Source organism: Pseudoxanthomonas spadix BD-a59 (genome assembly GCF_000233915.3).
GTDB classification, from domain to species: domain Bacteria; phylum Pseudomonadota; class Gammaproteobacteria; order Xanthomonadales; family Xanthomonadaceae; genus Pseudoxanthomonas_A; species Pseudoxanthomonas_A spadix.
Genome location: NC_016147.2, coordinates 2,567,729 through 2,588,791, shown reverse-complemented (window position 1 = coordinate 2,588,791; position 21,063 = coordinate 2,567,729). Strand labels below are relative to the sequence as shown.

Genomic DNA, 21,063 nt, shown 5'->3' with positions numbered 1-21,063 from the left:
TCGGGCGGCGTTCGGTCTTTAGGAAACCGGTGATCCTCCGCCCCCGTCCGCACGCTCAGCGCGCGGCGTTCTATCAACAAACAAGAGAGACTCCTCGTGGCTCGCACCACTCCCATCGAGCGTTACCGCAACTTCGGCATCATGGCCCACATCGACGCGGGCAAGACCACCACGTCGGAGCGCATCCTGTTCTACACCGGCGTCAGCCACAAGATCGGTGAAGTGCACGATGGCGCCGCCACGATGGACTGGATGGAGCAGGAGCAGGAGCGTGGCATCACGATCACCTCCGCTGCGACCACCGCGTTCTGGTCGGGCATGGACAAGTCCATGCCGCAACACCGCTTCAACATCATCGACACCCCCGGGCACGTGGACTTCACCATCGAAGTGGAGCGCTCGCTGCGCGTGCTTGATGGCGCGGTGTTCGTGCTGTGCGCGGTCGGCGGCGTGCAGCCGCAGTCCGAGACCGTGTGGCGCCAGGCCAACAAGTACGCGGTGCCGCGGCTTGCGTTCGTCAACAAGATGGACCGCACCGGTGCCAACTTCAACAAGGTGGTCGAGCAGCTCAAGACCCGCCTGGGAGCCTATGCAGTGCCGATGCAGGTGCCGATCGGCGCCGAGGACGGCTTCGAGGGCGTGGTCGACCTGATCAAGATGAAGGCAATCCACTGGGATACCGCCTCCCAGGGCACCGTGTTCGAGTACCGCGACATCCCGGCCGATCTGCGGGAAGAGGCCGAAGCCGCGCGCAGCTTCATGGTCGAAGCCGCGGCCGAAGCCAGCGAAACGCTGATGGACAAGTACCTCAACGAGGGCGAGCTGTCCGAGGAAGAGATCCTGTCGGGTCTGCGTGAGCGCACCCTGCGCGTGGAAGTGGTGCCGGTGTACTGCGGCACCGCCTTCAAGAACAAGGGCGTGCAGGCCATGCTCGACGGCGTGATCCAGCTGCTGCCCTCGCCAACCGATCGTCCGCCGGTGCAGGGCATCGACGAGAACGAGAAGGAAGACACCCGCAAGGCCAGCGACAGCGAGCCCTTCTCGGCGCTGGCGTTCAAGATCATGACCGACCCGTTCGTGGGTTCGCTGACCTTCTTCCGCGTCTACTCGGGCGTGCTGAACTCTGGCGACGCGGTGTACAACCCGGTCAAGTCGAAGAAGGAGCGGGTGGGTCGCATCCTGCAGATGCATTCCAACAATCGCGAGGAAATCAAGGAAGTGCGCGCAGGCGACATCGCTGCCGCGGTGGGCCTGAAGGACGTCACCACCGGTGACACGCTGTGCGCGCAGGACAAGATCATTACCCTGGAGCGGATGGTGTTCCCGGAGCCGGTGATCTCGATGGCGGTCGAGCCCAAGACCAAGTCGGACCAGGAAAAGATGGGCGTGGCGCTGGGTCGCCTGGCGCAGGAAGACCCGTCCTTCCGTGTCCGTACCGATGAGGAATCCGGCCAGACCATCATCGCCGGCATGGGCGAGCTGCACTTGGAAATCATCGTCGACCGCATGAAGCGCGAGTTCAACGTTGAAGCCAACGTCGGCAAGCCGCAGGTGGCCTACCGCGAGACCATCCGCAAGGCGGTCAGGCAGGAAGGCAAGTTCGTGCGCCAGTCCGGTGGCCGCGGCCAGTACGGCCACATCGTCATCGAGATGGAGCCGGCCGAGCGCGGCGCGGGCTTCTCCTACGAGAGCGCGATCGTCGGTGGCGTGGTGCCGAAGGAATACGTCGCTGCGGCCGGCAAGGGCATCGAGGACGCACTGAAGAACGGCGTGCTCGCCGGCTTCCCGGTGGTCGATGTGTCCATCAAGGCCGTCGATGGTTCGTTCCACGACGTGGACTCCAACGAAATGGCGTTCAAGGTCGCCGGCTCCATGGCGTTCAAGGAGGCCTTCAGCAAGGCCAGTCCGGTCCTGCTGGAGCCGATCATGAAGGTCGAGATCGTCACCCCCGAGGATTACCTGGGCGACGTGATGGGCGATGTCAGTCGTCGTCGCGGCATCCTGCAGGGCCAGGATGACACACCCTCGGGCAAGGTGATCAAGGCGATGGTGCCGCTGGGCGAGATGTTCGGTTACGCCACCACGCTGCGCTCGATGTCGCAGGGCCGGGCGACCTTCTCGATGGAGTTCGACCATTACGCCGAAGCGCCGGCCAACATCGCCGAAGCGGTCACCAAGAAATAAGAGCCGGGATTCGGGGCCCGGGACCGGGGACCCGGAAGATCAAGAGCCATGGCGCTTTTGCTTCTTCGGGTCGCCGGTCGCCGGTCCCGGGTCCCGGGACCAAAATTCCGGAAAACTATCAGCAGGGTATTACGACAATGGCAAAGGGTAAGTTCGAGCGCACCAAGCCGCACGTGAACGTGGGCACCATCGGTCATGTGGACCATGGCAAGACCACGCTGACCGCTGCACTGACCAAGGTCGGTGCCGAGCGGTTCGGTGGCGAGTTCAAGGCCTATGACGCGATCGACGCGGCGCCGGAAGAGAAGGCGCGCGGGATCACGATCTCCACCGCGCACGTGGAATACGAATCGCCCAACCGCCACTACGCGCACGTGGACTGCCCGGGCCACGCCGACTATGTCAAGAACATGATCACCGGTGCGGCGCAGATGGACGGGGCGATCCTGGTGTGCTCGGCCGCCGACGGCCCGATGCCGCAGACCCGCGAGCACATCCTGCTGTCGCGCCAGGTCGGCGTGCCGCACATCGTGGTCTACCTGAACAAGGCTGACATGGTCGATGACGCCGAGCTGCTCGAGCTGGTCGAGATGGAAGTGCGCGAGCTGCTGAGCAAGTACGACTTCCCCGGCGATGACACCCCGATCATCCACGGCTCGGCCCGCCTGGCGCTGGAAGGAGACCAGAGCGAGATCGGCGTGCCCTCGATCCTGAAGCTGGTCGATGCGCTGGATACGTTCATTCCCGAACCGCAGCGCGACATCGACAAGGCGTTCCTGATGCCGGTCGAAGACGTGTTCTCGATTTCCGGCCGTGGCACCGTGGTGACCGGCCGAATCGAGCGCGGCGTGATCAAGGTTGGCGACGAAATCGAGATCGTCGGCATCCGTCCGGTGCAGAAGACCACCGTGACCGGCGTGGAGATGTTCCGCAAGCTGCTGGACCAGGGCCAGGCAGGCGACAATGCCGGCCTGCTGCTGCGCGGCACCAAGCGCGACGACGTCGAGCGCGGCCAGGTACTGGCCAAGCCCGGTTCGATCAAGCCGCACACCGAGTTCGAGGCCGAGGTCTACGTGCTGAGCAAGGACGAAGGCGGCCGCCACACCCCGTTCTTCAAGGGCTACCGTCCGCAGTTCTACTTCCGCACCACCGACATCACCGGTGCGGTGACGCTGCCGGAAGGCACCGAGATGGTGATGCCGGGCGACAACGTGAAGATGACCGTGACCCTGATCAACCCGGTGGCGATGGACGAAGGCCTGCGCTTTGCGATCCGCGAAGGCGGCCGCACCGTCGGCGCCGGCGTCGTAGCCAAGATCATCAAGTGATGTGACGGCGCGTTCGCGCACCCGCGCGAACGCCTTTGCCGGAACATCATCCCCGCGCAGGCGGGGATCCAAAGGACGCGCAGGGTTTCGCCAGAACATCATCCCCGCGCAGGCGGGGATCCAAAGGACGCGCAGGCCTTTGCCGGAACATCATCCCCGCGCAGGCGGGATCCAAAGGACGCGCGGGGCTTTGTCAGATCGTCATCCCCGAATGCTTCAATCGGGGATCCAAAGGACGCGCAGGGCTTTGTCAGATCGTCATCCCCGAATGCTTCAATCGGGGATCCAGGGGCTCGGCAGGACTTGGGTTTCCCATCCCCGCCAGTAAGTACTGCAGTGACCGCCGGTCCATCCTGGGAGATGCGACCGGCCTACCGCGAAAAGAGGCGCAGGAAGTGCCTCGTGTTCGCCAGACAGGACGTTGACGTGTGAATCGATGGCGTGAAAAGGCAACTTTTCGCGCTGGTATTGCGCCCGAGTAGTTGACGGCCGTAGTTCATGCGTTCTATACTTCCCCGTCTGGGCAGGCCGTTCATCGGTCTGCCTTGTTTGTCAGGAAGATTCCCGGGCCTTTGACGGCCCCGGCGCGCAGCCTGGATCAGGCAGCACACGGCGCAGGGACCTTCAAAAAAGCACGTGAACCATTACCGGGGCAAGGCATCCCAGAGGCCGCGCCCGTCGCTCTTTCAACACAGGAAATCGTCATGGCGGACCAGAAGATCCGTATCAGGCTCAAAGCCTACGATCATCGCCTGATCGACCGATCGGCAAGCGAGATCGTCGAAACGGCCAAGCGGACCGGCGCGCAAGTGCGCGGCCCGATCCCGCTTCCCACCAAGATCGAGCGCTACACCATTCTGGTGTCGCCGCACGCCGACAAGGACGCGCGCGATCAGTACGAGACCCGCACCCACAAGCGTGTGCTGGATATCGTGGATCCCAACGACAAGACCGTCGACGCGCTGATGAAGCTCGAGCTGGCGGCTGGCGTTGACGTCCAGATCAAGTTGACCTGAGGCAAACGACCATGACTGCGAAGAAATTTTCGTTGGGCATCGTTGGCCGCAAGGCCGGCATGACCCGGGTGTTCACCGAAGATGGCAAGTCCATCCCGGTCACCCTGATCGAAGCCACCCCCAATCGCATCACCCAGATCAAGACCACCGAGACCGACGGCTACAGCGCCGTGCAGGTTGCCGTGGGAACGCGTCGTGCGGGTCTGATCAACAAGCCGATTTCCGGTCACCTGGCCAAGGCCAAGGTCGAGCCAGGTCGCGGCCTGTGGGAGCTGCGCGTGGAACCTGACAGGATCGGCGACTTCAGCATTGGCGGCGAGATCAAGGCCGACATCTTTGAAGTGGGCCAGAAGGTCGACGTCCAGGGTGTGACCAAGGGCAAGGGCTTTCAGGGCACGATCAAGCGCTACAACTTCCGGATGGGTGACGCCACCCACGGCAACTCGCTGTCGCATCGCGCACCGGGTTCGCTCGGTCAGCGCCAGACCCCGGGTCGTGTGTTTCCGGGCAAGAAGATGTCCGGCCACATGGGTGCCGTGCAGCAGAGCACGCAGAACCTTGAAGTCGTCCGCGTGGACCTCGAGCGTGGCCTGATCGCCATTCGCGGTGCCGTGCCGGGCGCGCCGGGTGGCGACGTGATCGTGCGGCCGGCGAGCAAGGGCTAAGGAGAACGATGATGGAACTTGCCATTAACGGCAGCGCCAACACCCTGTCGGTCTCCGACGAAGTGTTTGGCCGCCAATTCAGTCAGGACTTGGTCCACCAGGTCGTCGTGGCCTACCGCAACGCAGGTCGCGCGGGCACCAAGGCCCAGAAGACCCGTTCGGAAGTCAACGGCACCACCAAGAAGTCCAAGAAGCAGAAGGGCGGCGGTGCGCGTCACGGCGCGCTGACGGCTCCGATCTTCGTTGGTGGCGGCGTGACCTTTGCGGCCAAGCCGCGCAGCTTCGAGCAGAAGGTCAACCGCAAGATGTACCGGGCGGCGATGAAGGCCATCCTGAGCGAGCTGGCTCGCCAGGACCGCCTGACCGTCGTCGATACCTTCGACGTCGAGGCGACCAGCACCAAGAGCCTGATTTCCAAGCTCCAGGGCCTGAACGTCGGCACGCGTCCGCTGATCGTGACCGAAGACGCTTCCGAGCACCTGTACCTGTCGGCCCGCAACCTGCGCTACGTCCAGGTGCGTGACGTGCAGGGTCTGGACCCGGCATCGCTGGTCGGTGCCGACACGGTCGTGATCACCGCTGAGGCGGTGAAGAAGATCGAGGAGTGGCTGGCATGAGCATCAGTAACGAGAAAATCTTCAGTGTGCTGCGCGCGCCGCGCGTGTCTGAAAAGACGGCACGGCTGCAGGAAGTATCCAATCAGTATGTCTTCGAAGTCTCGAACGATTCCACCAAGGCTGATATCAAGGCCGCGGTCGAGCAATTGTTCGACGTCAAGGTCGAGGCTGTCAACGTGGTGAACGTCAAGGGCAAGAACAAGTCCTTCCGTAACCGCAGCGGCCGCCGCGGCGACTGGAAGAAGGCGTATGTGCGTCTGGCCGATGGCCAGGCCATCGACGTGTCGGCCACGGCCTGAGGTAGACCCACATGCCATTGATGAAATTCAAACCCACTTCCCCCGGCCGTCGTTCGGCCGTGCGCGTGGTGACGCCGGACCTGCACAAGGGTGCCCCGCATGCTGCGCTGCTGGAGAAGCAGAGCAAGACCGGCGGTCGCAACCACCATGGCCGCATCACCACCCGCCACATCGGCGGTGGCCACAAGCAACATTACCGCATCATCGATTTCAAGCGCGACAAGGTCGGCATTCCCGCCCGTGTCGAGCGGATCGAATACGATCCCAACCGCACCGCGCACATTGCGTTGCTGTGCTATGTCGACGGTGAGCGCCGTTACATCATCGCGCCCAAGGGCCTGAAGGCCGGCGACCAGGTGATCGCCGGCCGTGACGCCCCGATCCGCGCCGGCAACACCCTGCCGCTGCTGAACATCCCGGTCGGTACGACGGTCCACTGCATCGAGCTGAAGGTCGGCAAGGGCGCGCAGATCGCCCGCGCTGCCGGTGCCGCGGTGCAGTTGGTGGCCCGCGAGCAGGGCTTTGCCACCCTGCGTCTTCGCTCCGGCGAAATGCGCAAGGTGCCGGCCGAATGCTGCGCCACCGTCGGTGAAGTCGGCAACGACGAGCACAGCCTCGAGAAGCTGGGCAAGGCAGGCGCCAAGCGCTGGCGCGGTGTCAAGCCGACCGTCCGCGGCGCAGCCATGAACCCGGTCGACCATCCGCACGGCGGTGGTGAGGCCAAGGCTGGCCAGGGCAACCCGCATCCGGTCACGCCCTGGGGCGTACCGACCAAGGGTTACAAGACGCGCCACAACAAGCGCACCCAGCAATTCATCGTCCGCGATCGTAGGGGCTAATCGACCATGGCACGTTCACTCAAGAAAGGCCCGTTCGTCGATCACCACCTGATCAAGAAGGTGGAGGCTGCGGCCGGTAGCAAGCGTCCGATCAAGACCTGGTCGCGTCGTTCCATGATCCTGCCGGAAATGGTGGGTTTCACCATCGCCGTGCACAACGGCAAGAACCACGTTCCGGTGCTGGTCAACGAGAACATGGTCGGCCACAAGCTCGGCGAATTTGCCGTCACCCGGACCTTCAAGGGTCACGGTGGCGACAAGAAGTCGGCCGGCAAGCGCTGAGGAGATGACAATGGAAGCGAAAGCCATCCTGCGCACCGCGCGCATCTCCCCGCAGAAGGCCCGCCTGGTCGCCGACCAGGTGCGCGGTCTGTCGGCTGAGCGCGCCGTCAACCTGCTGAAGTTCTCGGACAAGAAGGCTGCGGCCCTGATCAAGAAGGTGGTCGAGTCGGCCATCGCCAATGCCGAGAACAACCAGGGCGCCGACGTCGACGAGCTGAAGGTCACGACCATCATGGTCGACGAAGGCCCGACGCTGAAGCGTTTCATGGCCCGCGCCAAGGGCCGCGGCACGCGCATCCTCAAGCGCACCAGCCATATCACCGTGGTGGTTGGCGAAGGCAAGGGCAAATAAGACTATGGGCCATAAAGTACATCCGACCGGTATCCGCCTTGGCATCTCCAAGGACTGGAACTCCAAGTGGTTCGCCAACAAGGGCGACTACGCCAGCTATCTGGCCGCCGACCTCAAGGTTCGCGAGATGCTGCGCAAGAAGCTTGCCCAGGCCGGCATCAGCAGGATCCTGATCGAGCGTCCGGCCAAGACCGCCCGCGTGACCATTCACACCGCCCGTCCGGGCGTGGTGATCGGCAAGCGCGGCGAGGACATCGAGAAGCTGCGCAAGGAAGTGAGCGAGATGATGGGCGTTCCGGCGCACATCAACGTCACCGAAGTGCGCAAGCCCGAGCTGGACGCCCAGCTGGTGGCCGAGTCCATCGCCCAGCAGCTGGAGCGGCGCATCATGTTCCGCCGCGCGATGAAGCGCGCGGTCGGTAACGCGATCCGCCTCGGTGCCCTGGGCATCAAGGTGAACGTGGCTGGCCGTCTGAACGGTGCCGAGATCGCCCGTTCCGAGTGGTACCGCGAGGGTCGTGTGCCGCTGCACACCCTGCGCGCGGACATCGACTACGGTTTTGCCGAAGCCAAGACCACCTACGGAATCATCGGTATCAAGGTGTGGGTCTACAAGGGCGAAGTGTTCGACTTCAGCCAGGTGGGTCAGGAAAAGCAGGACGATTCGCGCCCCGAGCGCAGTGAACGTCCGTCGCGCCCGTCCCGCGATCGTGATGCGAGGTAACCGGCAATGTTGCAACCCAAGCGAACCAAATACCGCAAGATGCACAAGGGCCGCAATTCGGGCCTGAGCTGGAGCGGAAACCTCGTCTCATTCGGCGAGTACGGCCTGAAGGCCACGGCGCACGGCCAGCTGACCGCGCGTCAGATCGAGGCTGCGCGGCGTTCCATCAGTCGCTATGTCAAGCGCGGCGGCAAGATGTGGATCCGCGTGTTCCCCGACAAGCCCATCACCAAGAAGCCGATCGAAGTGCGCATGGGCTCCGGCAAGGGCAACGTGGAGTACTGGGTCGCCCAGATTCAGCCGGGCCGCATGATCTATGAAATCGAAGGCGTGGATGAGGCAACGGCGCGCGAGGCGTTCCGCCTAGCTGCCGCCAAGCTTTCGGTCACCACCACCTTTGTTGCCCGGACGGTGCGCTAATGGCCATCAACGAACTCCGCGAGAAGTCTGCTGACGAGCTCAACGCCCATTTGGGCGAGCTGCGCAAGGAGCAGTTTTCCCTGCGCATGCAGAAGGCCACCGGCCAGCTGCCGAAGACCCACGAAACCCGCCGGGTCCGCCGCGAGATCGCTCGCGTCAAGACCCTGCTCGGCCGGCCGCGATCGAGCAAGCAGAAGTAAGGACCGCCGACATGAGTGACAACGAACAGAAAACGCAGCGCACGGTCGAAGGCCGTGTCGTGAGCAACAAGATGGACAAGACGGTCACCATTCTGGTGGAGCGTCAGGTCAAGCACGCCCTGTACGGCAAGTACATCAAGCGCTCGACCAAGCTGCACGCCCACGACGCCGACAATGCCTGCAACGAAGGCGACCTGGTCCGGATCGTGGAGATCGCGCCGCTGTCCAAGACCAAGAACTGGCGCGTGGTCGAGATCGTCGCCCGCGCGGCCGAATAAGAGGAGTCTGAATCATGATCCAGATGCAGAGCTATCTCGACGCGGCCGACAACTCCGGCGCCAAGGAGCTGATGTGCATCAAGGTGCTGGGCGGCTCCAAGCGTCGCTATGCCGGCATCGGTGACATCATCAAGGTCACCGTGAAGGATGCGATCCCGCGCGGCAAGGTCAAGAAGGGTGAAGTCTACGACGCGGTCGTGGTGCGGACCCGCAAGGGTGTGCGTCGCGCCGACGGTTCGCTGATCCGCTTCGACGGCAACGCCGCGGTGCTGCTCAACAACAAGCAGGAGCCGATCGGGACCCGTATCTTCGGACCGGTGACACGTGAACTGCGCTCCGAGAAGTTCATGAAGATCGTCTCGCTCGCACCCGAAGTGCTGTGAGCGGAGGGTGAGCCGGGCGCGGCCTATGCCGCACTGCCCCGGCGAACGCCCGGCCAGGATGGCCGGGCAGGGCGATCCGAAGTGGTGAAGTGACGCCAGGGATGGCAGCGGCTTTCCAACCAGAGAAACTACAATGGCTAACCGAATCAAGAAAGGCGACCGCGTGGTCGTCCTGACCGGCAAGGACAAGGGCAAGCAGGGCGATGTGCTGCGTGTGGAAGGCGACCGCGTGGTCGTGTCCAACGTCAACATCGTCAAGCGCCATACCAAGCCGAACCCCCAGGCTGGTGTTGCTGGTGGCGTCGTCGAGCGCGAAGCCTCGATCCATATCTCCAATGTCGCTCCGTTCAACGCCGCTACCGGCAAGGGCGAGCGCATTGGCTTCAAGGTGCTGGAGGATGGACGCAAACTGCGTGTGTTCCGCTCCAGCGGTGAGGCGCTCGACGCCTGAGGAATGAGGTCATGACCACCCGTCTCGAAAAAATCTACAAGGAAGAGGTCGTTCCGAACCTGACCAAGAAGTTCGGCTACACCAATCCGATGGAAGTGCCCAAGATCACCAAGATCACCATCAACATGGGTGTGGGTGAAGCGGCGGCCAACAAGAAGATATTGGAAAACGCCGTCGCCGACCTGGCCAAGATCTCCGGCCAGAAGCCGATCACGACCAAGTCACGCGTGTCGGTGGCCTCGTTCAAGATCCGTGACGGCTGGCCGATTGGCTGCAAGGTCACCCTGCGCCGCGCCCGCATGTACGAATTCCTCGATCGCCTGGTGAGCATCGCCCTGCCGCGTGTGCGCGACTTCCGCGGCGTATCCGGTCGCTCCTTCGATGGCCGTGGCAACTACAACATGGGCGTGAAGGAGCAGATCATCTTCCCGGAAATCGACTTCGACCAGGTCGACGCGGTCCGCGGCATGGATATCGCCATCACCACCACCGCCAAGACCGATGCCGAAGCCAAGGCGTTGCTCGAAGCGTTCAAGTTCCCGTTCCGCAACTAAGTCGAGGAGACACGCATGGCAAAGACCTCCATGGTCAACCGCGACATCAAGCGGGCGAAGCTGGCCAAGAAGTACGCGGTCAAGCGCGAAGCACTGAAGAAGATCATTTCCAGCCAGGATGCGTCCTACGAGGAAAGGATCGACGCGTCGACCAAGCTGCAGAAGCTGCCACGCGATTCGTCGCCGAGCCGTTTCCGCACCCGGTGCGAGCTGTCCGGCCGCCCGCGTGGCGTCTACAGCAAGTTCGGCCTGGGTCGAAACAAGCTGCGCGAAGCCACCATGCGTGGCGACGTGCCTGGCCTGCGCAAGGCCAGCTGGTAGAAAGTGCCGGGTCCCGGGTCCCGGGTCAATCGAACGAAATTCGCATCCCGCGGATATCGGTGCACTCAAAGGTTCCATAACAATGAGCATGACTGATCCCATCGCCGACATGCTGGTCCGCATCAAGAATGCGACCGCCGTTGGCAAGCAGACGGTGAAAATGCCGTCCTCCACCATCAAGGTCGCCATTGCCGGCGTGCTGAAGGCCGAGGGCTACATCGCCGACTCGCGCGTCACCAAGACCGAGAACAACAAGGCCGAGCTGGAAATCGTCCTCAAGTACTTCGAGGGCAAGCCGGTCATCGATACGCTCAAGCGCGTATCGCGTTCGGGCCTGCGCCACTACCGGGGCAAGGACGAACTGCCGAAGGTCCTCAACGGCCTGGGCATCGCCATCATCTCCACCTCCAAGGGCATCATGACCGATTCGCAGGCGCGCCAGCAGGGCGTCGGCGGTGAAGTCCTGTGCTTCGTGGCCTAATCGAAGGAGCTTGCGACCATGTCCCGCGTAGCCAAGAAGCCGATCACCCTGGCCAGGGGTGTTGAATACAAGAACGAGAGTGACACGCTGACCGTCAAGGGCCCCAAGGGCACTCTGTCGTTGGCCAAGCCGGCCGGCGTCGAGATCACCCTGGAAAACGGCGTGCTGAACCTCTCCTCTGTTGCCCCGGGCGACGACGCCATCACCGGCACCATTCGCGCGATCCTGGCCAACATGGTCCAGGGCGTGTCCGAAGGCTTCCAGCGCAAGCTGGACCTGGTCGGCGTGGGTTACCGCGCCACCATGCAGGGCGCGGACCTAAGCCTGGCGCTTGGATTCTCGCACCCGATCCTGTTCAAGGCGCCCGAAGGCATCACCTTGGCGGCCCCGAGCCAGACCGAAATCCTGGTGCAGGGCGCAGACAAGCAGCGCGTCGGTGAAGTCGCGGCCAAGATCCGCGGTTTCCGCCCGCCGGAGCCGTACAAGGGCAAGGGCGTGAAGTACTCCGACGAAACCATCATTCGCAAGGAAGCCAAGAAGGCCTAAAGGCGAGCGGAGAGGGTCGAGCAGTGAGAAGTGGGGAAGAAAAGGCAGACTGCCAGGCTTTCGCTCACTCCTCACTGTTCCCCGCTCACTCCTCGCTCAACGCCGATCCGCTTCTGTGAGGTCACTGAATATGAGCATCAAGAATACCGCCCGCCTGCGTCGCGCCAAATCCACCCGTTCGCACATCCGGGTGCTCGGCGTGCATCGCCTGACCGTGCTGCGTACCGGCCAACACCTGTACGCGCAGGTCTTCACCGCCGATGGCTCCAAGGTGGTGGCTTCAGCCAACACCCTGCAGGCCGACGTCAAGGAAGGCCTGAAGAACGGCAAGAACAGCGACGCCGCCGCCAAGATCGGCAAGCTGATCGCCGAGCGCGCCAGGGCCGCAGGGGTGGAGAAGGTCGCCTTCGACCGTTCCGGCTACCGCTACCATGGTCGCGTCAAGGCGCTGGCCGATGCAGCCCGCGAAGGCGGCCTGCAGTTCTAGGCGTTGACGGCGTGTTGGCGGTTCTGCTGCGGCCATCGTTGGCGTAGCATCTCCGCGCGGTGAGACTCCGGCCCGGTCATCCATGACGACCGGGCGTTCGCCAAGGTGGTCCGGCATGCCGGACCGGCGGCGCGCCGCGCACGCCTCGACTCTCCCTGCCGGTGCGGGCTGCACCGGGCGTACCGTTTCTTCTGCATTCGGCCACGCGTTACCGCTCCAGACCACAACCATAAGCGGCCAAGCCGTACAGACCCTTTCAACAGGAATATTCACATGGCAGAAGAACAACGCTCGCGCGGACGCGACCGCAACCGCGAAGAGAAAGTCGACGACGGCATGATCGAGAAGCTGATCGCGGTCAATCGCGTCAGCAAGACCGTCAAGGGTGGTCGCCAGTTCACCTTCACCGCACTGACGGTGGTGGGCGATGGCAACGGCCGCATCGGTTTCGGCTATGGCAAGGCGCGTGAAGTGCCGGTCGCCATCCAGAAGTCGATGGAATATGCCCGCAAGGGCATGCTCAGCGTGAACCTCAACAACGGCACCCTGTGGCACCCGGTCAAGGCCGGTCATGGTGCGGCGCGCGTGTTCATGCAGCCGGCTTCGGAAGGTACCGGCGTGATCGCCGGCGGCGCGATGCGCGCCGTGCTCGAAGCGGTCGGGGTCAAGAACGTGCTGGCCAAGGCGGTCGGTTCGCGCAATCCGATCAACCTGGTCCGCGCCACCCTGCGGGGGCTGGAAGACATGCAGTCGCCGGCGCACATCGCGGCCAAGCGTGGCAAGTCGGTGGAGGAACTTACCCATGGCTAATGAGTCCAACAAGACGGTCAAGGTCCGCCTGGTGCGCGGCCTGCGTGGTTCCCAGTCGCGTCACCGCCTGTCGGTGAAGGCGCTGGGCCTGAACAAGCTCAACGATGTGCGTGAACTGAAGGACAGCCCGCAGGTGCGCGGCCTGATCGCCAAGGTTCACTACCTCGTCCGCGTCGAGGAGTAATCAACATGCGTCTCAACACTCTCGCGCCCGTCGATGGCGCCCGTACCGACCGCAAGCGCGTCGGTCGCGGTATCGGTTCGGGCCTGGGCAAGACTGCCGGCCGCGGCCACAAGGGTTCCTTCGCCCGTTCGGGCAAGGGCAAGATCAAGGCGAAGTTCGAAGGCGGCCAGATGCCGCTGGTCAAGCGTCTGCCGAAGGTCGGTTTCCGCTCCAAGCTGAAGAAGGAGTGCGCCGAAGTGCTGTCCTACCAGCTGGACAAGCTGGAAGCCGGTGAGATCGACTTCGCTGCGCTGCGCGCCGCCGGGCTGGTGCCCAGCACCGCCAAGCGTGCCAAGATCGTGAAGAAGGGTGACCTCAGCAAGGCTTTCACCCTCAAGGGTGTAGCCACCACGGCCGGCGCCAAGGCGGCGATCGAAGCCGCCGGCGGCAGCATCCAGGAGTAAGCGAGGCATGGCGCAACAGGGCATTGCAGGGGGTCTGGGCAAGTTCACCGAGCTGCGGCAGCGTCTGCTGTTCGTGCTCGGGGCCTTGATCGTGTACCGGATCGGCTGCTTCGTCCCGGTGCCGGGTGTGAATCCCGATGCCATGCTTGCGCTCATGCAGCAGCAGGGCGGCAGCATCGTGGACATGTTCAACATGTTCTCCGGTGGCGCCCTGCATCGCTTCAGCATCTTTGCACTGAACGTGATGCCGTATATCTCGGCATCGATCGTGATCCAGCTGGGCGCACATATCTTTCCGGCGCTCAAGGCGCTGCAGAAGGAGGGCGAGTCGGGCCGGCGCAGGATCACCCAGTACTCGCGCATCGGCGCGGTGCTGCTGGCGGTGGTTCAGGGCGGCAGCATCGCCTTGGCCCTGCAGAACCAGACCGCGCCGGGTGGCGCGCCGGTGGTGTACATGCCGGGCGCCGGCTTCGTGTTGACCGCCATCGTTGCGCTGACCGCCGGCACCATCTTTCTGATGTGGGTGGGTGAACAGGTGACCGAGCGCGGCGTCGGCAACGGCGTGTCACTGATCATTTTCGCGGGCATCGTCGCCGGCTTGCCGGCTGCGGTGATCCAGACCTTCGGTGCAGTCAACGACGGGACGATGAGCCCGATCGCGCTGATCATCGTGGCCGTGGTGGTGTTTGCCTTCACCTGGTTCGTGGTGTTCGTCGAACGCGGGCAGCGGCGGATCACGGTGAACTACGCCCGCCGCCAGGGCGGCCGCAACGCGTACATGAACCAGACCTCGTTCCTGCCGCTCAAGCTGAACATGGCAGGGGTGATCCCGCCGATCTTCGCCTCCTCGATCCTGGCCTTCCCGGCGACGCTGGCGATGTGGTCCGGCCAGTCCCCGGCCGCGCTGACCCTGCAGCGCATCTCGCAGGCACTGGCCCCGGGCGAGCCGCTGCACATGATCGTGTTCGCGGCGATGATCATCGGCTTCGCGTTCTTCTACACCGCGCTGGTGTTCAATTCGCAGGAGACGGCCGAAAACCTGAAGAAGTCCGGGGCGCTGATCCCGGGCATCCGTCCGGGCAAGGCGACCGCCGACTACGTCGACGCGGTGCTGACCCGGCTGACGGCCGCCGGTGCGTTGTATCTGGTGGCGGTGTGCCTGCTGCCGGAAGTGATGCGCACCCAGCTGGGCACCTCGTTCTACTTCGGTGGCACCTCGCTGTTGATTGTGGTCGTGGTGGTGATGGACTTCATTGCCCAAATCCAGGCGCACCTGATGTCGCACCAATATGAAAGCCTGTTGAAGAAGGCCAACCTGAAGGGGCGAGGCGGCACGCGCTAGCGCGGCACTGCCGCGCCGTGCTGCCGTCCGGCCCGGCCACGGATGGCCGGGCCGGACGGCCCGCAAGCCGGCCATGGCGCGCCATGGATGGCGGCAGGAAGTTCCCCGGAGTAACTTGCTTTTTTGCGCCGGGTCTCCTCCACCAGGCATGACGTGGGCAGGAAGCCCGGCGGAAGAACACAGGCGGTCCCATCCGCCATCGAGCCCGGCCATCGGCCGGACTTTCAAAATGGGCGGCTCGTGCGGCGGTCTCGCGCGCGGGTGTGAAGCGTCCAGTCCCTGCGCCGGAGTAGCGCGGGGCGGCGGAACGGCCCCCGGGCCGGACCGCCAGGCCGTTTCCGGCGCCGGAGCATGGGCACACTCCCCATGCCGGGTCCGTGGAACCGAAAGGTTCCATGGGCTTCCAAGTAACCCGAGACCTTGCTATCATTTCCAGTTCACTACGCCACAAGCGCGTCTGTCCGTCGACCGGGTAGGCGCTCGCCGGCCATCAAACAGTTTGGAGAATCGCGTCATGGCGCGTATTGCAGGTGTCAACCTGCCTGCCCAGAAGCACGTCTGGGTGGGGCTGCAGAGCATCTACGGCATTGGCCGTACCCGGTCCAAGAAGGTCTGCGAAGCCGCAGGCGTGACGGTGACCACCAAAATCCGTGACCTGTCCGAACCCGAGGTCGAGCGCCTGCGCGCCGAGATCGGCAAGTACATCGTCGAAGGCGACCTGCGTCGCGAAGTAGGTATGGCGATCAAGCGCCTGATGGACCTGGGCTGCTACCGCGGCCTGCGCCATCGCCGTGGCCTGCCGCTGCGCGGCCAGCGCACCCGTACCAATGCCCGTACCCGCAAGGGTCCGCGCAAAGCCATCAAGAAGTAAGGGGCGCACATCATGGCCAAGCCAGCTGCAAAGGCACCGAAGAAGAAGATCAAGCGCGTCGTCACCGACGGCGTTGCCCACGTCCACGCTTCGTTCAACAACACCATCGTCACCATCACCGACCGCCAGGGCAATGCGCTCTCGTGGGCCACCTCCGGCGGTGCAGGCTTCCGCGGTTCGCGCAAGTCCACTCCGTTCGCCGCACAGGTCGCCGCCGAGAAGGCCGGCCGTGCAGCACTGGACTACGGCCTGAAGTCGCTGGAAGTGCGCATCAAGGGTCCGGGTCCGGGCCGTGAGTCGGCCGTACGTTCGCTCAACAACGTCGGCTACAAGATCACCAACATCATCGACGTGACGCCAATCCCGCACAACGGGTGCCGTCCGCCGAAGAAGCGTCGCGTCTAAGGGAGCGATAACAAATGGCTCGTTACATCGGTCCTACCTGCAAGCTCGCCCGCCGCGAAGGCGCAGACCTGTCCCTCAAGAGCCCGGCGCGCGCGCTGGACTCCAAGTGCAAGCTGGAACAGAAGCCCGGCCAGCACGGCGCCACCGCCCGCAAGGGCAAGCTGTCCGACTACGCCACCCAGCTGCGTGAAAAGCAGAAGGTCAAGCGGATCTACGGCCTGCTGGAGCGCCAGTTCCGCAACTACTACAAGAAGGCCTCGACCAAGAAGGGCAACACCGGCGAGAACCTGCTGCAGCTGCTGGAAACCCGCCTGGACAACGTGATCTACCGCATGGGGTTTGCGGTCACCCGTCCGGCCGCCCGCCAGCTGGTCTCCCATCGCGGCGTGCTGGTCAACGGCAAGTCGGTCAACCTGCCGTCCTACCAGGTCAAGGCCGGCGACGCCATCGAGCTGTCGGAGAAGGCCCAGAAGCAGCTGCGCGTGCAGGAATCCCTGACCGTGGCCGAACAGCTGGACCTGAGTCCGTCGTGGGTGGAAGTGGATTCGAAGAAGTTCGCAGGCGTGTTCAAGGCCGTGCCGGTCCGTTCGGATCTGCCCGCCGACATCAACGAAGCGCTGATCGTCGAGCTTTACTCGAAGTAATCACATTCGCACCCCTGCCCTGGCAGGGGTGTTTGCAGGAGACATAGCAACATGACGGGTATCACTCAGCAAGTGCTGCGCCCCCGCGGCCCGCAGATCGAGCGCCTGACCGAGAACCGCGCCAAGGTGGTCATCGAACCGCTGGAGCGGGGTTATGGTCACACGCTGGGCAATGCGCTGCGCCGCGTGCTGCTGTCGTCCATCCCCGGCTTCGCCATCACCGAGGTCGAGATCGACGGCGTGCTGCACGAGTACAGCACCATCGAGGGGTTGCAGGAGGACGTGCTGGAAGTCCTGCTGAACCTCAAGGATGTGGCCATCCGCATCCATACCGGCGACAACGCCACCCTGAGCCTGACCAAGCAGGGCCCGGGCGTGGTCACCGCAGGTGACATCAAGACCGACCACAACGTCGAGATCCTCAATCCCGACCACGTGATCGCGCACCTGACCAAGGACATCGCAATCAACCTGCGCCTGAAGATCGAGCGTGGTTTCGGCTACCAGCCGGCCTCCGCCCGTCGTCGTCCGGACGAAGAAAACCGCGCCATCGGCCGCCTGGTTCTGGATGCCTCGTTCTCGCCGGTCCGCCGCGTGGCCTACGCGGTCGAGTCCGCGCGTGTCGAGCAGCGCACCGACCTGGACAAGCTGGTCCTGGACATCGAGACCAACGGCACCATTGACGCGGAGGAAGCCGTGCGCACCGCCGCCGACATCCTGAGCGATCAGCTGTCGGTGTTCGGTGACTTCACCCACCGCGACCGCGGTGCACCCAAGCCGCAGACCGGCGGGGTGGATCCGGTCCTGCTGCGTCCGATCGACGACCTGGAGCTGACCGTGCGTTCGGCCAACTGCCTCAAGGCCGAGAGCATCTACTACATCGGCGACCTGATCCAGAAGACCGAAGTCGAACTGCTCAAGACCCCGAACCTGGGCAAGAAGTCGCTGACCGAGATCAAGGAAGTGCTGGCCCAGCGTGGCCTGTCGCTGGGCATGAAGCTGGAGAACTGGCCGCCGGCCGGCGTCTCCCAGCACGGCATGCTGGGGTGAGATAGCGTTTGCGAAGCACTGGTTCGCGCGCTATCGAACGCCCGGCGCGCTGCGCCGGGCCGGGGCGTTGTCCCAGCCCTCTTGAAACGAGACGCCCGGCCAAGGATGGCCGGGCCGGACGTTCCGAAGTCCGTGCTGTTGCGCCACCGATGGCGGTGATAAAAGTCTCGATCACTTAGAAGCAAGCAACACCCACGCATCGACGCGCCGCAAAGGCCCGCGATGTCGTCCGGACAGGATGACCGGATCCAGGACCAACCGCAGTCCATGCAATAACGCCACGATGGCGACAGCGAACCTCAACAGACACAACATTTTCCAGGAACCACTGTCATGCGCCACCAGAAAGCCGGTCGTAAGTTCAACCGCACCAGCTCGCATCGCGCCGCGATGTTCTCCAACATGGCCGCCTCGCTGATCAAGCACGGCCTGATCAAGACCACCCTGCCCAAGGCCAAGGAACTGCGCCGTGTCGCCGAGCCGCTGATCACCCTGGCCAAGGTCGATGGGGTGGCCAACCGCCGCCTGGCCTTCTCGCGCCTGCGCGACAAGGAAGCAGTGGGAACCCTGTTCACCACGCTGGGCCCGCGCTACGTATCTCGCCCTGGCGGTTATCTGCGCATCCTCAAGTGCGGGTTCCGCGCTGGCGACAACGCGCCGATGGCCTACGTGGAACTGGTTGACCGTCCGGACGCGGCCGCGGCCGACGAGTAATCGGGCCGGCGCCCAGATGCCGCCCACGCAGACCCCGGCTCGATGTCGGGGTCTTGCATTTATGGACAGGGCGAGCGGCGACTTTCGCATTGGCCGGCAGAGGCGGGGATGGAGATAATGCGGGCACCTTCCACATGCTGCTGCCCATGAATCCTTTCCGTTGGTCGTTCCGCGCGCAGTTCCTGTCCGGCTTTGTGGTGTGCGTGGCGCTGCTTGGTGCGGCCCTGTATACGCAGTATTACCAGAACCAGATTCCATGCCCGCTGTGCACCTTCCAGCGCGGCGCATTCGCGCTGCTGGGCACGATGTTCCTGATCGGCGGCCTGCACGCGCCGCGCAAGCCTGGCGGTCGGGCGGCGTACGGGATGTTGGCGCTGATCCCGGCATTGATCGGCCTTGGCATTGCCGCTCGCCACGTGTGGCTGCAGTACCTGCCGCCGGAGCAGGTGCCGGCCTGCGGCCCGGACCTGGCCTACATGATGGAAGCCTTCCCGCTGGGCGCGATGCTGCGTCAGGTGCTGACCGGGTCTGGTGAGTGCGCCGAGGTCACCTGGCGATTGCTGGGCCTGTCGATGCCCGAGTGGAGCCTGCTGTGGTTCGCGGTGCTGACGGTGTGGCTGCTTGCGGCCGCCTTCCGCAGCCGCAAGCCTGACCTGCTGCGCGATCTGCGCTCCTGACGCGTCCCGCGTCGTTTCCCGTGCGGCGCCCGGCGCCGCGGATGCCATGGCCATGAATGCTGCTGATCTTCCTCCCTCGGCTGGGTGCCTGCCCAAGGACTGGGCGCCCGATAGCTGGCGTGGGCGCCCGGCGCTGCAGATGCCGACCTATCCCGATGCGGCCGCGCTGAAGGCAGCACTGGACGAACTGGCTCGGCTGCCGCCGCTGGTGACCTCGTGGGAGATCTTCGCGCTGAAGAAGCAACTGGCCCAGGCGCAGGAAGGCAAGCGTTTCCTGCTGCAGGGTGGCGACTGCGCGGAGAGTTTCTCCGATTGCCAATCCGGGCTGATCTCCAATCGCCTGAAGGTGCTGCTGCAGATGAGCCTGGTGCTGGTGCACGGTCTGCAGCTGCCGGTGGTGCGCGTGGGCCGCTTCGCCGGGCAGTATGCCAAGCCACGTTCCACGGACATGGAGACCCGCGGCGAGATCACCTTGCCCAGTTACCGCGGCGACCTGGTCAACGGTCCGGAGTTCAGCGCTGCTGCGCGCATGGCCGATCCGCAGCGCATGATCCGCGCGCATTCGCGCTCGGCCATGACCATGAACTTCGTGCGGGCGCTGATCGACGGCGGCTTCGCCGACCTGCACCATCCCGAGTACTGGAACCTCAACTGGGTCGGCTATTCGCCGCTGGCGGCCGAATACCAGCAGATGGTCGCCGACATCGGTGGCGCGGTGCGCTTCATGGAAACCCTGGCCGGGGTGGAAGTGCACAACCTCAACCGCATCGACTTCTACACTTCGCACGAGGCGCTGCTGCTGCCCTACGAACAGGCGCTGACCCGCCAGGTGCCGCGCCAGCGGGGCTGGTTCAACCTGTCCACGCACTACCCGTGGATCGGCATGCGCACCGCGGCGCTGGACGGCGCCCACGTGGAGTACCTGCGCGGGGTGCGCAACCCGATCGCGATCAAGATCGGGCCCTCGGTGCAGCCGGACCAGTTGCTGCGGCTGATCGACGTGCTCAACCCGGACGACGAGCCGGGCCGGCTGAGCTTCATCCACCGCATGGGCGCGGCGCAGATCGCCGACAAGCTGCCGGCGCTGCTGGAGGCGGTCAAGCGCGACGGTCGCCGCGTGCTGTGGGTCTGCGATGCGATGCACGGCAATACCGAAAGCACTTCCAATGGCTTCAAGACCCGGCGCTTCGACAACATCCGCAGCGAGGTGGAGCAGTCCTTCGAGCTGCACGCGGCCGCCGGGACGCGCCTGGGCGGTGTGCACCTGGAGCTGACCGGCGAGGACGTCACCGAATGCACCGGCGGGGCGCGCGAACTGACCGACATCGACCTGGAGCGCGCGTACCGTTCGAGCGTCGATCCGCGGTTGAACTACGAGCAGTCGCTGGAGATCGCGATGCTGATCGTGCGCAAGCAGCGCCAGGGCCGGCGGCCCGGCTCCTAAAACCGGAGATCAACCGGCGAGATCGCGCGCCGACACCGCATGCACGCCGGCT

The 21,063-nt window shown here is 64.3% G+C and carries 31 protein-coding genes; all 31 read left to right on the top strand.

Going from position 1 to position 21,063, the window contains the following annotated elements:
* Positions 1-96 precede the first annotated feature (96 nt).
* The 31 genes from fusA to DSC_RS11585 all read left to right on the top strand — a co-directional run bounded on the left by fusA (position 97) and on the right by DSC_RS11585 (position 21,011).
* Complete coding sequence (fusA, locus tag DSC_RS11735; protein ID WP_014161385.1) at positions 97-2,184, top strand: elongation factor G; 2,088 nt, start codon at positions 97-99, stop codon at positions 2,182-2,184.
* 137 nt (positions 2,185-2,321) lie between these two features.
* Positions 2,322-3,512 carry an elongation factor Tu gene (gene tuf, locus DSC_RS11730; protein WP_014161384.1) on the top strand — a complete coding sequence of 397 codons (1,191 nt, stop codon included), beginning with the start codon at positions 2,322-2,324 and terminating at the stop codon, positions 3,510-3,512.
* A 704-nt stretch (positions 3,513-4,216) separates the two neighbouring features.
* Positions 4,217-4,528, top strand: coding sequence for a 30S ribosomal protein S10 (gene rpsJ / locus DSC_RS11725; RefSeq protein WP_014161383.1), 312 nt, complete (start codon positions 4,217-4,219; stop codon positions 4,526-4,528).
* 11 nt (positions 4,529-4,539) lie between these two features.
* Positions 4,540-5,193: a 50S ribosomal protein L3 gene (gene rplC, locus DSC_RS11720; protein ID WP_014161382.1), complete on the top strand. Its 654-nt coding sequence runs from the start codon at positions 4,540-4,542 to the stop codon at positions 5,191-5,193.
* Positions 5,194-5,204: 11 nt separating this feature from the next.
* A complete protein-coding gene (gene rplD / locus DSC_RS11715) occupies positions 5,205-5,810 on the top strand; it encodes a 50S ribosomal protein L4 (protein WP_014161381.1) in 606 nt (201 codons plus the stop codon).
* Positions 5,807-6,109 (top strand): 50S ribosomal protein L23, encoded by a 303-nt coding sequence (gene rplW, locus DSC_RS11710; RefSeq protein WP_014161380.1) that lies wholly within the window; start codon positions 5,807-5,809, stop codon positions 6,107-6,109. Before rplD ends, rplW begins: the two co-directional genes overlap by 4 nt.
* Positions 6,110-6,120: 11 nt before the next feature.
* Positions 6,121-6,948, top strand: coding sequence for a 50S ribosomal protein L2 (gene rplB / locus DSC_RS11705; protein ID WP_014161379.1), 828 nt, complete (start codon positions 6,121-6,123; stop codon positions 6,946-6,948).
* A gap of 6 nt (positions 6,949-6,954) precedes the next feature.
* Positions 6,955-7,230, top strand: coding sequence for a 30S ribosomal protein S19 (rpsS, locus tag DSC_RS11700; RefSeq protein ID WP_014161378.1), 276 nt, complete (start codon positions 6,955-6,957; stop codon positions 7,228-7,230).
* A gap of 10 nt (positions 7,231-7,240) precedes the next feature.
* Entirely contained in the window at positions 7,241-7,582 is a 342-nt protein-coding gene (gene rplV / locus DSC_RS11695; protein WP_014161377.1) for a 50S ribosomal protein L22, read from the top strand.
* A 4-nt stretch (positions 7,583-7,586) separates the two neighbouring features.
* The gene (gene rpsC / locus DSC_RS11690; RefSeq protein WP_014161376.1) at positions 7,587-8,306 is read left to right on the top strand and encodes a 30S ribosomal protein S3; all 720 of its coding nucleotides are present in this window, start codon (positions 7,587-7,589) and stop codon (positions 8,304-8,306) included.
* Between the two features lie 6 nt (positions 8,307-8,312).
* Positions 8,313-8,726 (top strand): 50S ribosomal protein L16, encoded by a 414-nt coding sequence (rplP, locus tag DSC_RS11685; protein WP_014161375.1) that lies wholly within the window; start codon positions 8,313-8,315, stop codon positions 8,724-8,726.
* Positions 8,726-8,926 (top strand): 50S ribosomal protein L29, encoded by a 201-nt coding sequence (rpmC, locus tag DSC_RS11680; protein WP_014161374.1) that lies wholly within the window; start codon positions 8,726-8,728, stop codon positions 8,924-8,926. Before rplP ends, rpmC begins: the two co-directional genes overlap by 1 nt.
* Positions 8,927-8,937: 11 nt before the next feature.
* Positions 8,938-9,204 (top strand): 30S ribosomal protein S17, encoded by a 267-nt coding sequence (gene rpsQ, locus DSC_RS11675; protein WP_014161373.1) that lies wholly within the window; start codon positions 8,938-8,940, stop codon positions 9,202-9,204.
* A gap of 14 nt (positions 9,205-9,218) precedes the next feature.
* Complete coding sequence (gene rplN / locus DSC_RS11670; RefSeq protein WP_014161372.1) at positions 9,219-9,587, top strand: 50S ribosomal protein L14; 369 nt, start codon at positions 9,219-9,221, stop codon at positions 9,585-9,587.
* Between the two features lie 133 nt (positions 9,588-9,720).
* A complete protein-coding gene (gene rplX / locus DSC_RS11665) occupies positions 9,721-10,038 on the top strand; it encodes a 50S ribosomal protein L24 (protein WP_014161371.1) in 318 nt (105 codons plus the stop codon).
* 11 nt (positions 10,039-10,049) lie between these two features.
* Positions 10,050-10,592 carry a 50S ribosomal protein L5 gene (gene rplE, locus DSC_RS11660; RefSeq protein WP_014161370.1) on the top strand — a complete coding sequence of 181 codons (543 nt, stop codon included), beginning with the start codon at positions 10,050-10,052 and terminating at the stop codon, positions 10,590-10,592.
* Positions 10,593-10,607: 15 nt separating this feature from the next.
* Positions 10,608-10,913 carry a 30S ribosomal protein S14 gene (gene rpsN, locus DSC_RS11655; RefSeq protein ID WP_014161369.1) on the top strand — a complete coding sequence of 102 codons (306 nt, stop codon included), beginning with the start codon at positions 10,608-10,610 and terminating at the stop codon, positions 10,911-10,913.
* 82 nt (positions 10,914-10,995) lie between these two features.
* Entirely contained in the window at positions 10,996-11,394 is a 399-nt protein-coding gene (gene rpsH, locus DSC_RS11650; protein ID WP_014161368.1) for a 30S ribosomal protein S8, read from the top strand.
* 18 nt (positions 11,395-11,412) lie between these two features.
* Positions 11,413-11,940 (top strand): 50S ribosomal protein L6, encoded by a 528-nt coding sequence (gene rplF, locus DSC_RS11645; RefSeq protein ID WP_014161367.1) that lies wholly within the window; start codon positions 11,413-11,415, stop codon positions 11,938-11,940.
* 130 nt (positions 11,941-12,070) lie between these two features.
* Positions 12,071-12,427, top strand: a complete 357-nt coding sequence (gene rplR, locus DSC_RS11640) for a 50S ribosomal protein L18 (RefSeq protein ID WP_014161366.1) — start codon at positions 12,071-12,073, stop codon at positions 12,425-12,427.
* A 273-nt stretch (positions 12,428-12,700) separates the two neighbouring features.
* Positions 12,701-13,237 carry a 30S ribosomal protein S5 gene (gene rpsE, locus DSC_RS11635; RefSeq protein ID WP_014161365.1) on the top strand — a complete coding sequence of 179 codons (537 nt, stop codon included), beginning with the start codon at positions 12,701-12,703 and terminating at the stop codon, positions 13,235-13,237.
* On the top strand, positions 13,230-13,421 hold the full coding sequence (gene rpmD, locus DSC_RS11630; RefSeq protein WP_014161364.1) for a 50S ribosomal protein L30: 192 nt from the start codon (positions 13,230-13,232) through the stop codon (positions 13,419-13,421). Before rpsE ends, rpmD begins: the two co-directional genes overlap by 8 nt.
* The gene (gene rplO, locus DSC_RS11625; protein ID WP_043290599.1) at positions 13,421-13,864 is read left to right on the top strand and encodes a 50S ribosomal protein L15; all 444 of its coding nucleotides are present in this window, start codon (positions 13,421-13,423) and stop codon (positions 13,862-13,864) included. The genes rpmD and rplO overlap by 1 nt, the downstream gene beginning before the upstream one ends.
* A 7-nt stretch (positions 13,865-13,871) precedes the next feature.
* Positions 13,872-15,206, top strand: a complete 1,335-nt coding sequence (secY, locus tag DSC_RS11620; RefSeq protein ID WP_014161362.1) for a preprotein translocase subunit SecY — start codon at positions 13,872-13,874, stop codon at positions 15,204-15,206.
* 514 nt (positions 15,207-15,720) lie between these two features.
* Entirely contained in the window at positions 15,721-16,077 is a 357-nt protein-coding gene (rpsM, locus tag DSC_RS11615; RefSeq protein WP_014161361.1) for a 30S ribosomal protein S13, read from the top strand.
* Positions 16,078-16,089: 12 nt separating this feature from the next.
* The gene (gene rpsK, locus DSC_RS11610; protein WP_014161360.1) at positions 16,090-16,482 is read left to right on the top strand and encodes a 30S ribosomal protein S11; all 393 of its coding nucleotides are present in this window, start codon (positions 16,090-16,092) and stop codon (positions 16,480-16,482) included.
* A gap of 14 nt (positions 16,483-16,496) precedes the next feature.
* A complete protein-coding gene (gene rpsD / locus DSC_RS11605) occupies positions 16,497-17,126 on the top strand; it encodes a 30S ribosomal protein S4 (protein WP_014161359.1) in 630 nt (209 codons plus the stop codon).
* 51 nt (positions 17,127-17,177) lie between these two features.
* The gene (locus DSC_RS11600; protein WP_014161358.1) at positions 17,178-18,176 is read left to right on the top strand and encodes a DNA-directed RNA polymerase subunit alpha; all 999 of its coding nucleotides are present in this window, start codon (positions 17,178-17,180) and stop codon (positions 18,174-18,176) included.
* Between the two features lie 333 nt (positions 18,177-18,509).
* Positions 18,510-18,890, top strand: a complete 381-nt coding sequence (gene rplQ / locus DSC_RS11595) for a 50S ribosomal protein L17 (protein WP_014161357.1) — start codon at positions 18,510-18,512, stop codon at positions 18,888-18,890.
* Between the two features lie 146 nt (positions 18,891-19,036).
* Positions 19,037-19,567, top strand: coding sequence for a disulfide bond formation protein B (locus DSC_RS11590; protein WP_043291309.1), 531 nt, complete (start codon positions 19,037-19,039; stop codon positions 19,565-19,567).
* 52 nt (positions 19,568-19,619) lie between these two features.
* Complete coding sequence (locus DSC_RS11585; protein WP_043291308.1) at positions 19,620-21,011, top strand: class II 3-deoxy-7-phosphoheptulonate synthase; 1,392 nt, start codon at positions 19,620-19,622, stop codon at positions 21,009-21,011.
* Positions 21,012-21,063 lie beyond the last annotated feature (52 nt).

Coding starts and splice junctions, on each gene's coding strand:
- rplC (WP_014161382.1), top strand. CDS start 4,540: ATGACTGCGAAGAAATTTTCGTTGGGCATCGTTGGCCGCAAGGCCGGC.
- rplX (WP_014161371.1), top strand. CDS start 9,721: ATGGCTAACCGAATCAAGAAAGGCGACCGCGTGGTCGTCCTGACCGGC.
- rpmD (WP_014161364.1), top strand. CDS start 13,230: ATGGCTAATGAGTCCAACAAGACGGTCAAGGTCCGCCTGGTGCGCGGC.
- rpsK (WP_014161360.1), top strand. CDS start 16,090: ATGGCCAAGCCAGCTGCAAAGGCACCGAAGAAGAAGATCAAGCGCGTC.
- DSC_RS11585 (WP_043291308.1), top strand. CDS start 19,620: ATGAATGCTGCTGATCTTCCTCCCTCGGCTGGGTGCCTGCCCAAGGAC.
- rpsS (WP_014161378.1), top strand. CDS start 6,955: ATGGCACGTTCACTCAAGAAAGGCCCGTTCGTCGATCACCACCTGATC.
- rplD (WP_014161381.1), top strand. CDS start 5,205: ATGGAACTTGCCATTAACGGCAGCGCCAACACCCTGTCGGTCTCCGAC.
- rplE (WP_014161370.1), top strand. CDS start 10,050: ATGACCACCCGTCTCGAAAAAATCTACAAGGAAGAGGTCGTTCCGAAC.
- rpmC (WP_014161374.1), top strand. CDS start 8,726: ATGGCCATCAACGAACTCCGCGAGAAGTCTGCTGACGAGCTCAACGCC.
- rpsJ (WP_014161383.1), top strand. CDS start 4,217: ATGGCGGACCAGAAGATCCGTATCAGGCTCAAAGCCTACGATCATCGC.
- rplV (WP_014161377.1), top strand. CDS start 7,241: ATGGAAGCGAAAGCCATCCTGCGCACCGCGCGCATCTCCCCGCAGAAG.
- rplR (WP_014161366.1), top strand. CDS start 12,071: ATGAGCATCAAGAATACCGCCCGCCTGCGTCGCGCCAAATCCACCCGT.
- tuf (WP_014161384.1), top strand. CDS start 2,322: ATGGCAAAGGGTAAGTTCGAGCGCACCAAGCCGCACGTGAACGTGGGC.
- DSC_RS11590 (WP_043291309.1), top strand. CDS start 19,037: ATGAATCCTTTCCGTTGGTCGTTCCGCGCGCAGTTCCTGTCCGGCTTT.
- rpsM (WP_014161361.1), top strand. CDS start 15,721: ATGGCGCGTATTGCAGGTGTCAACCTGCCTGCCCAGAAGCACGTCTGG.
- rpsN (WP_014161369.1), top strand. CDS start 10,608: ATGGCAAAGACCTCCATGGTCAACCGCGACATCAAGCGGGCGAAGCTG.
- rplW (WP_014161380.1), top strand. CDS start 5,807: ATGAGCATCAGTAACGAGAAAATCTTCAGTGTGCTGCGCGCGCCGCGC.
- rplN (WP_014161372.1), top strand. CDS start 9,219: ATGATCCAGATGCAGAGCTATCTCGACGCGGCCGACAACTCCGGCGCC.
- rpsC (WP_014161376.1), top strand. CDS start 7,587: ATGGGCCATAAAGTACATCCGACCGGTATCCGCCTTGGCATCTCCAAG.
- rplF (WP_014161367.1), top strand. CDS start 11,413: ATGTCCCGCGTAGCCAAGAAGCCGATCACCCTGGCCAGGGGTGTTGAA.
- secY (WP_014161362.1), top strand. CDS start 13,872: ATGGCGCAACAGGGCATTGCAGGGGGTCTGGGCAAGTTCACCGAGCTG.
- rplB (WP_014161379.1), top strand. CDS start 6,121: ATGCCATTGATGAAATTCAAACCCACTTCCCCCGGCCGTCGTTCGGCC.
- rplQ (WP_014161357.1), top strand. CDS start 18,510: ATGCGCCACCAGAAAGCCGGTCGTAAGTTCAACCGCACCAGCTCGCAT.
- rpsD (WP_014161359.1), top strand. CDS start 16,497: ATGGCTCGTTACATCGGTCCTACCTGCAAGCTCGCCCGCCGCGAAGGC.
- rpsQ (WP_014161373.1), top strand. CDS start 8,938: ATGAGTGACAACGAACAGAAAACGCAGCGCACGGTCGAAGGCCGTGTC.
- DSC_RS11600 (WP_014161358.1), top strand. CDS start 17,178: ATGACGGGTATCACTCAGCAAGTGCTGCGCCCCCGCGGCCCGCAGATC.
- rplP (WP_014161375.1), top strand. CDS start 8,313: ATGTTGCAACCCAAGCGAACCAAATACCGCAAGATGCACAAGGGCCGC.
- rpsE (WP_014161365.1), top strand. CDS start 12,701: ATGGCAGAAGAACAACGCTCGCGCGGACGCGACCGCAACCGCGAAGAG.
- rpsH (WP_014161368.1), top strand. CDS start 10,996: ATGAGCATGACTGATCCCATCGCCGACATGCTGGTCCGCATCAAGAAT.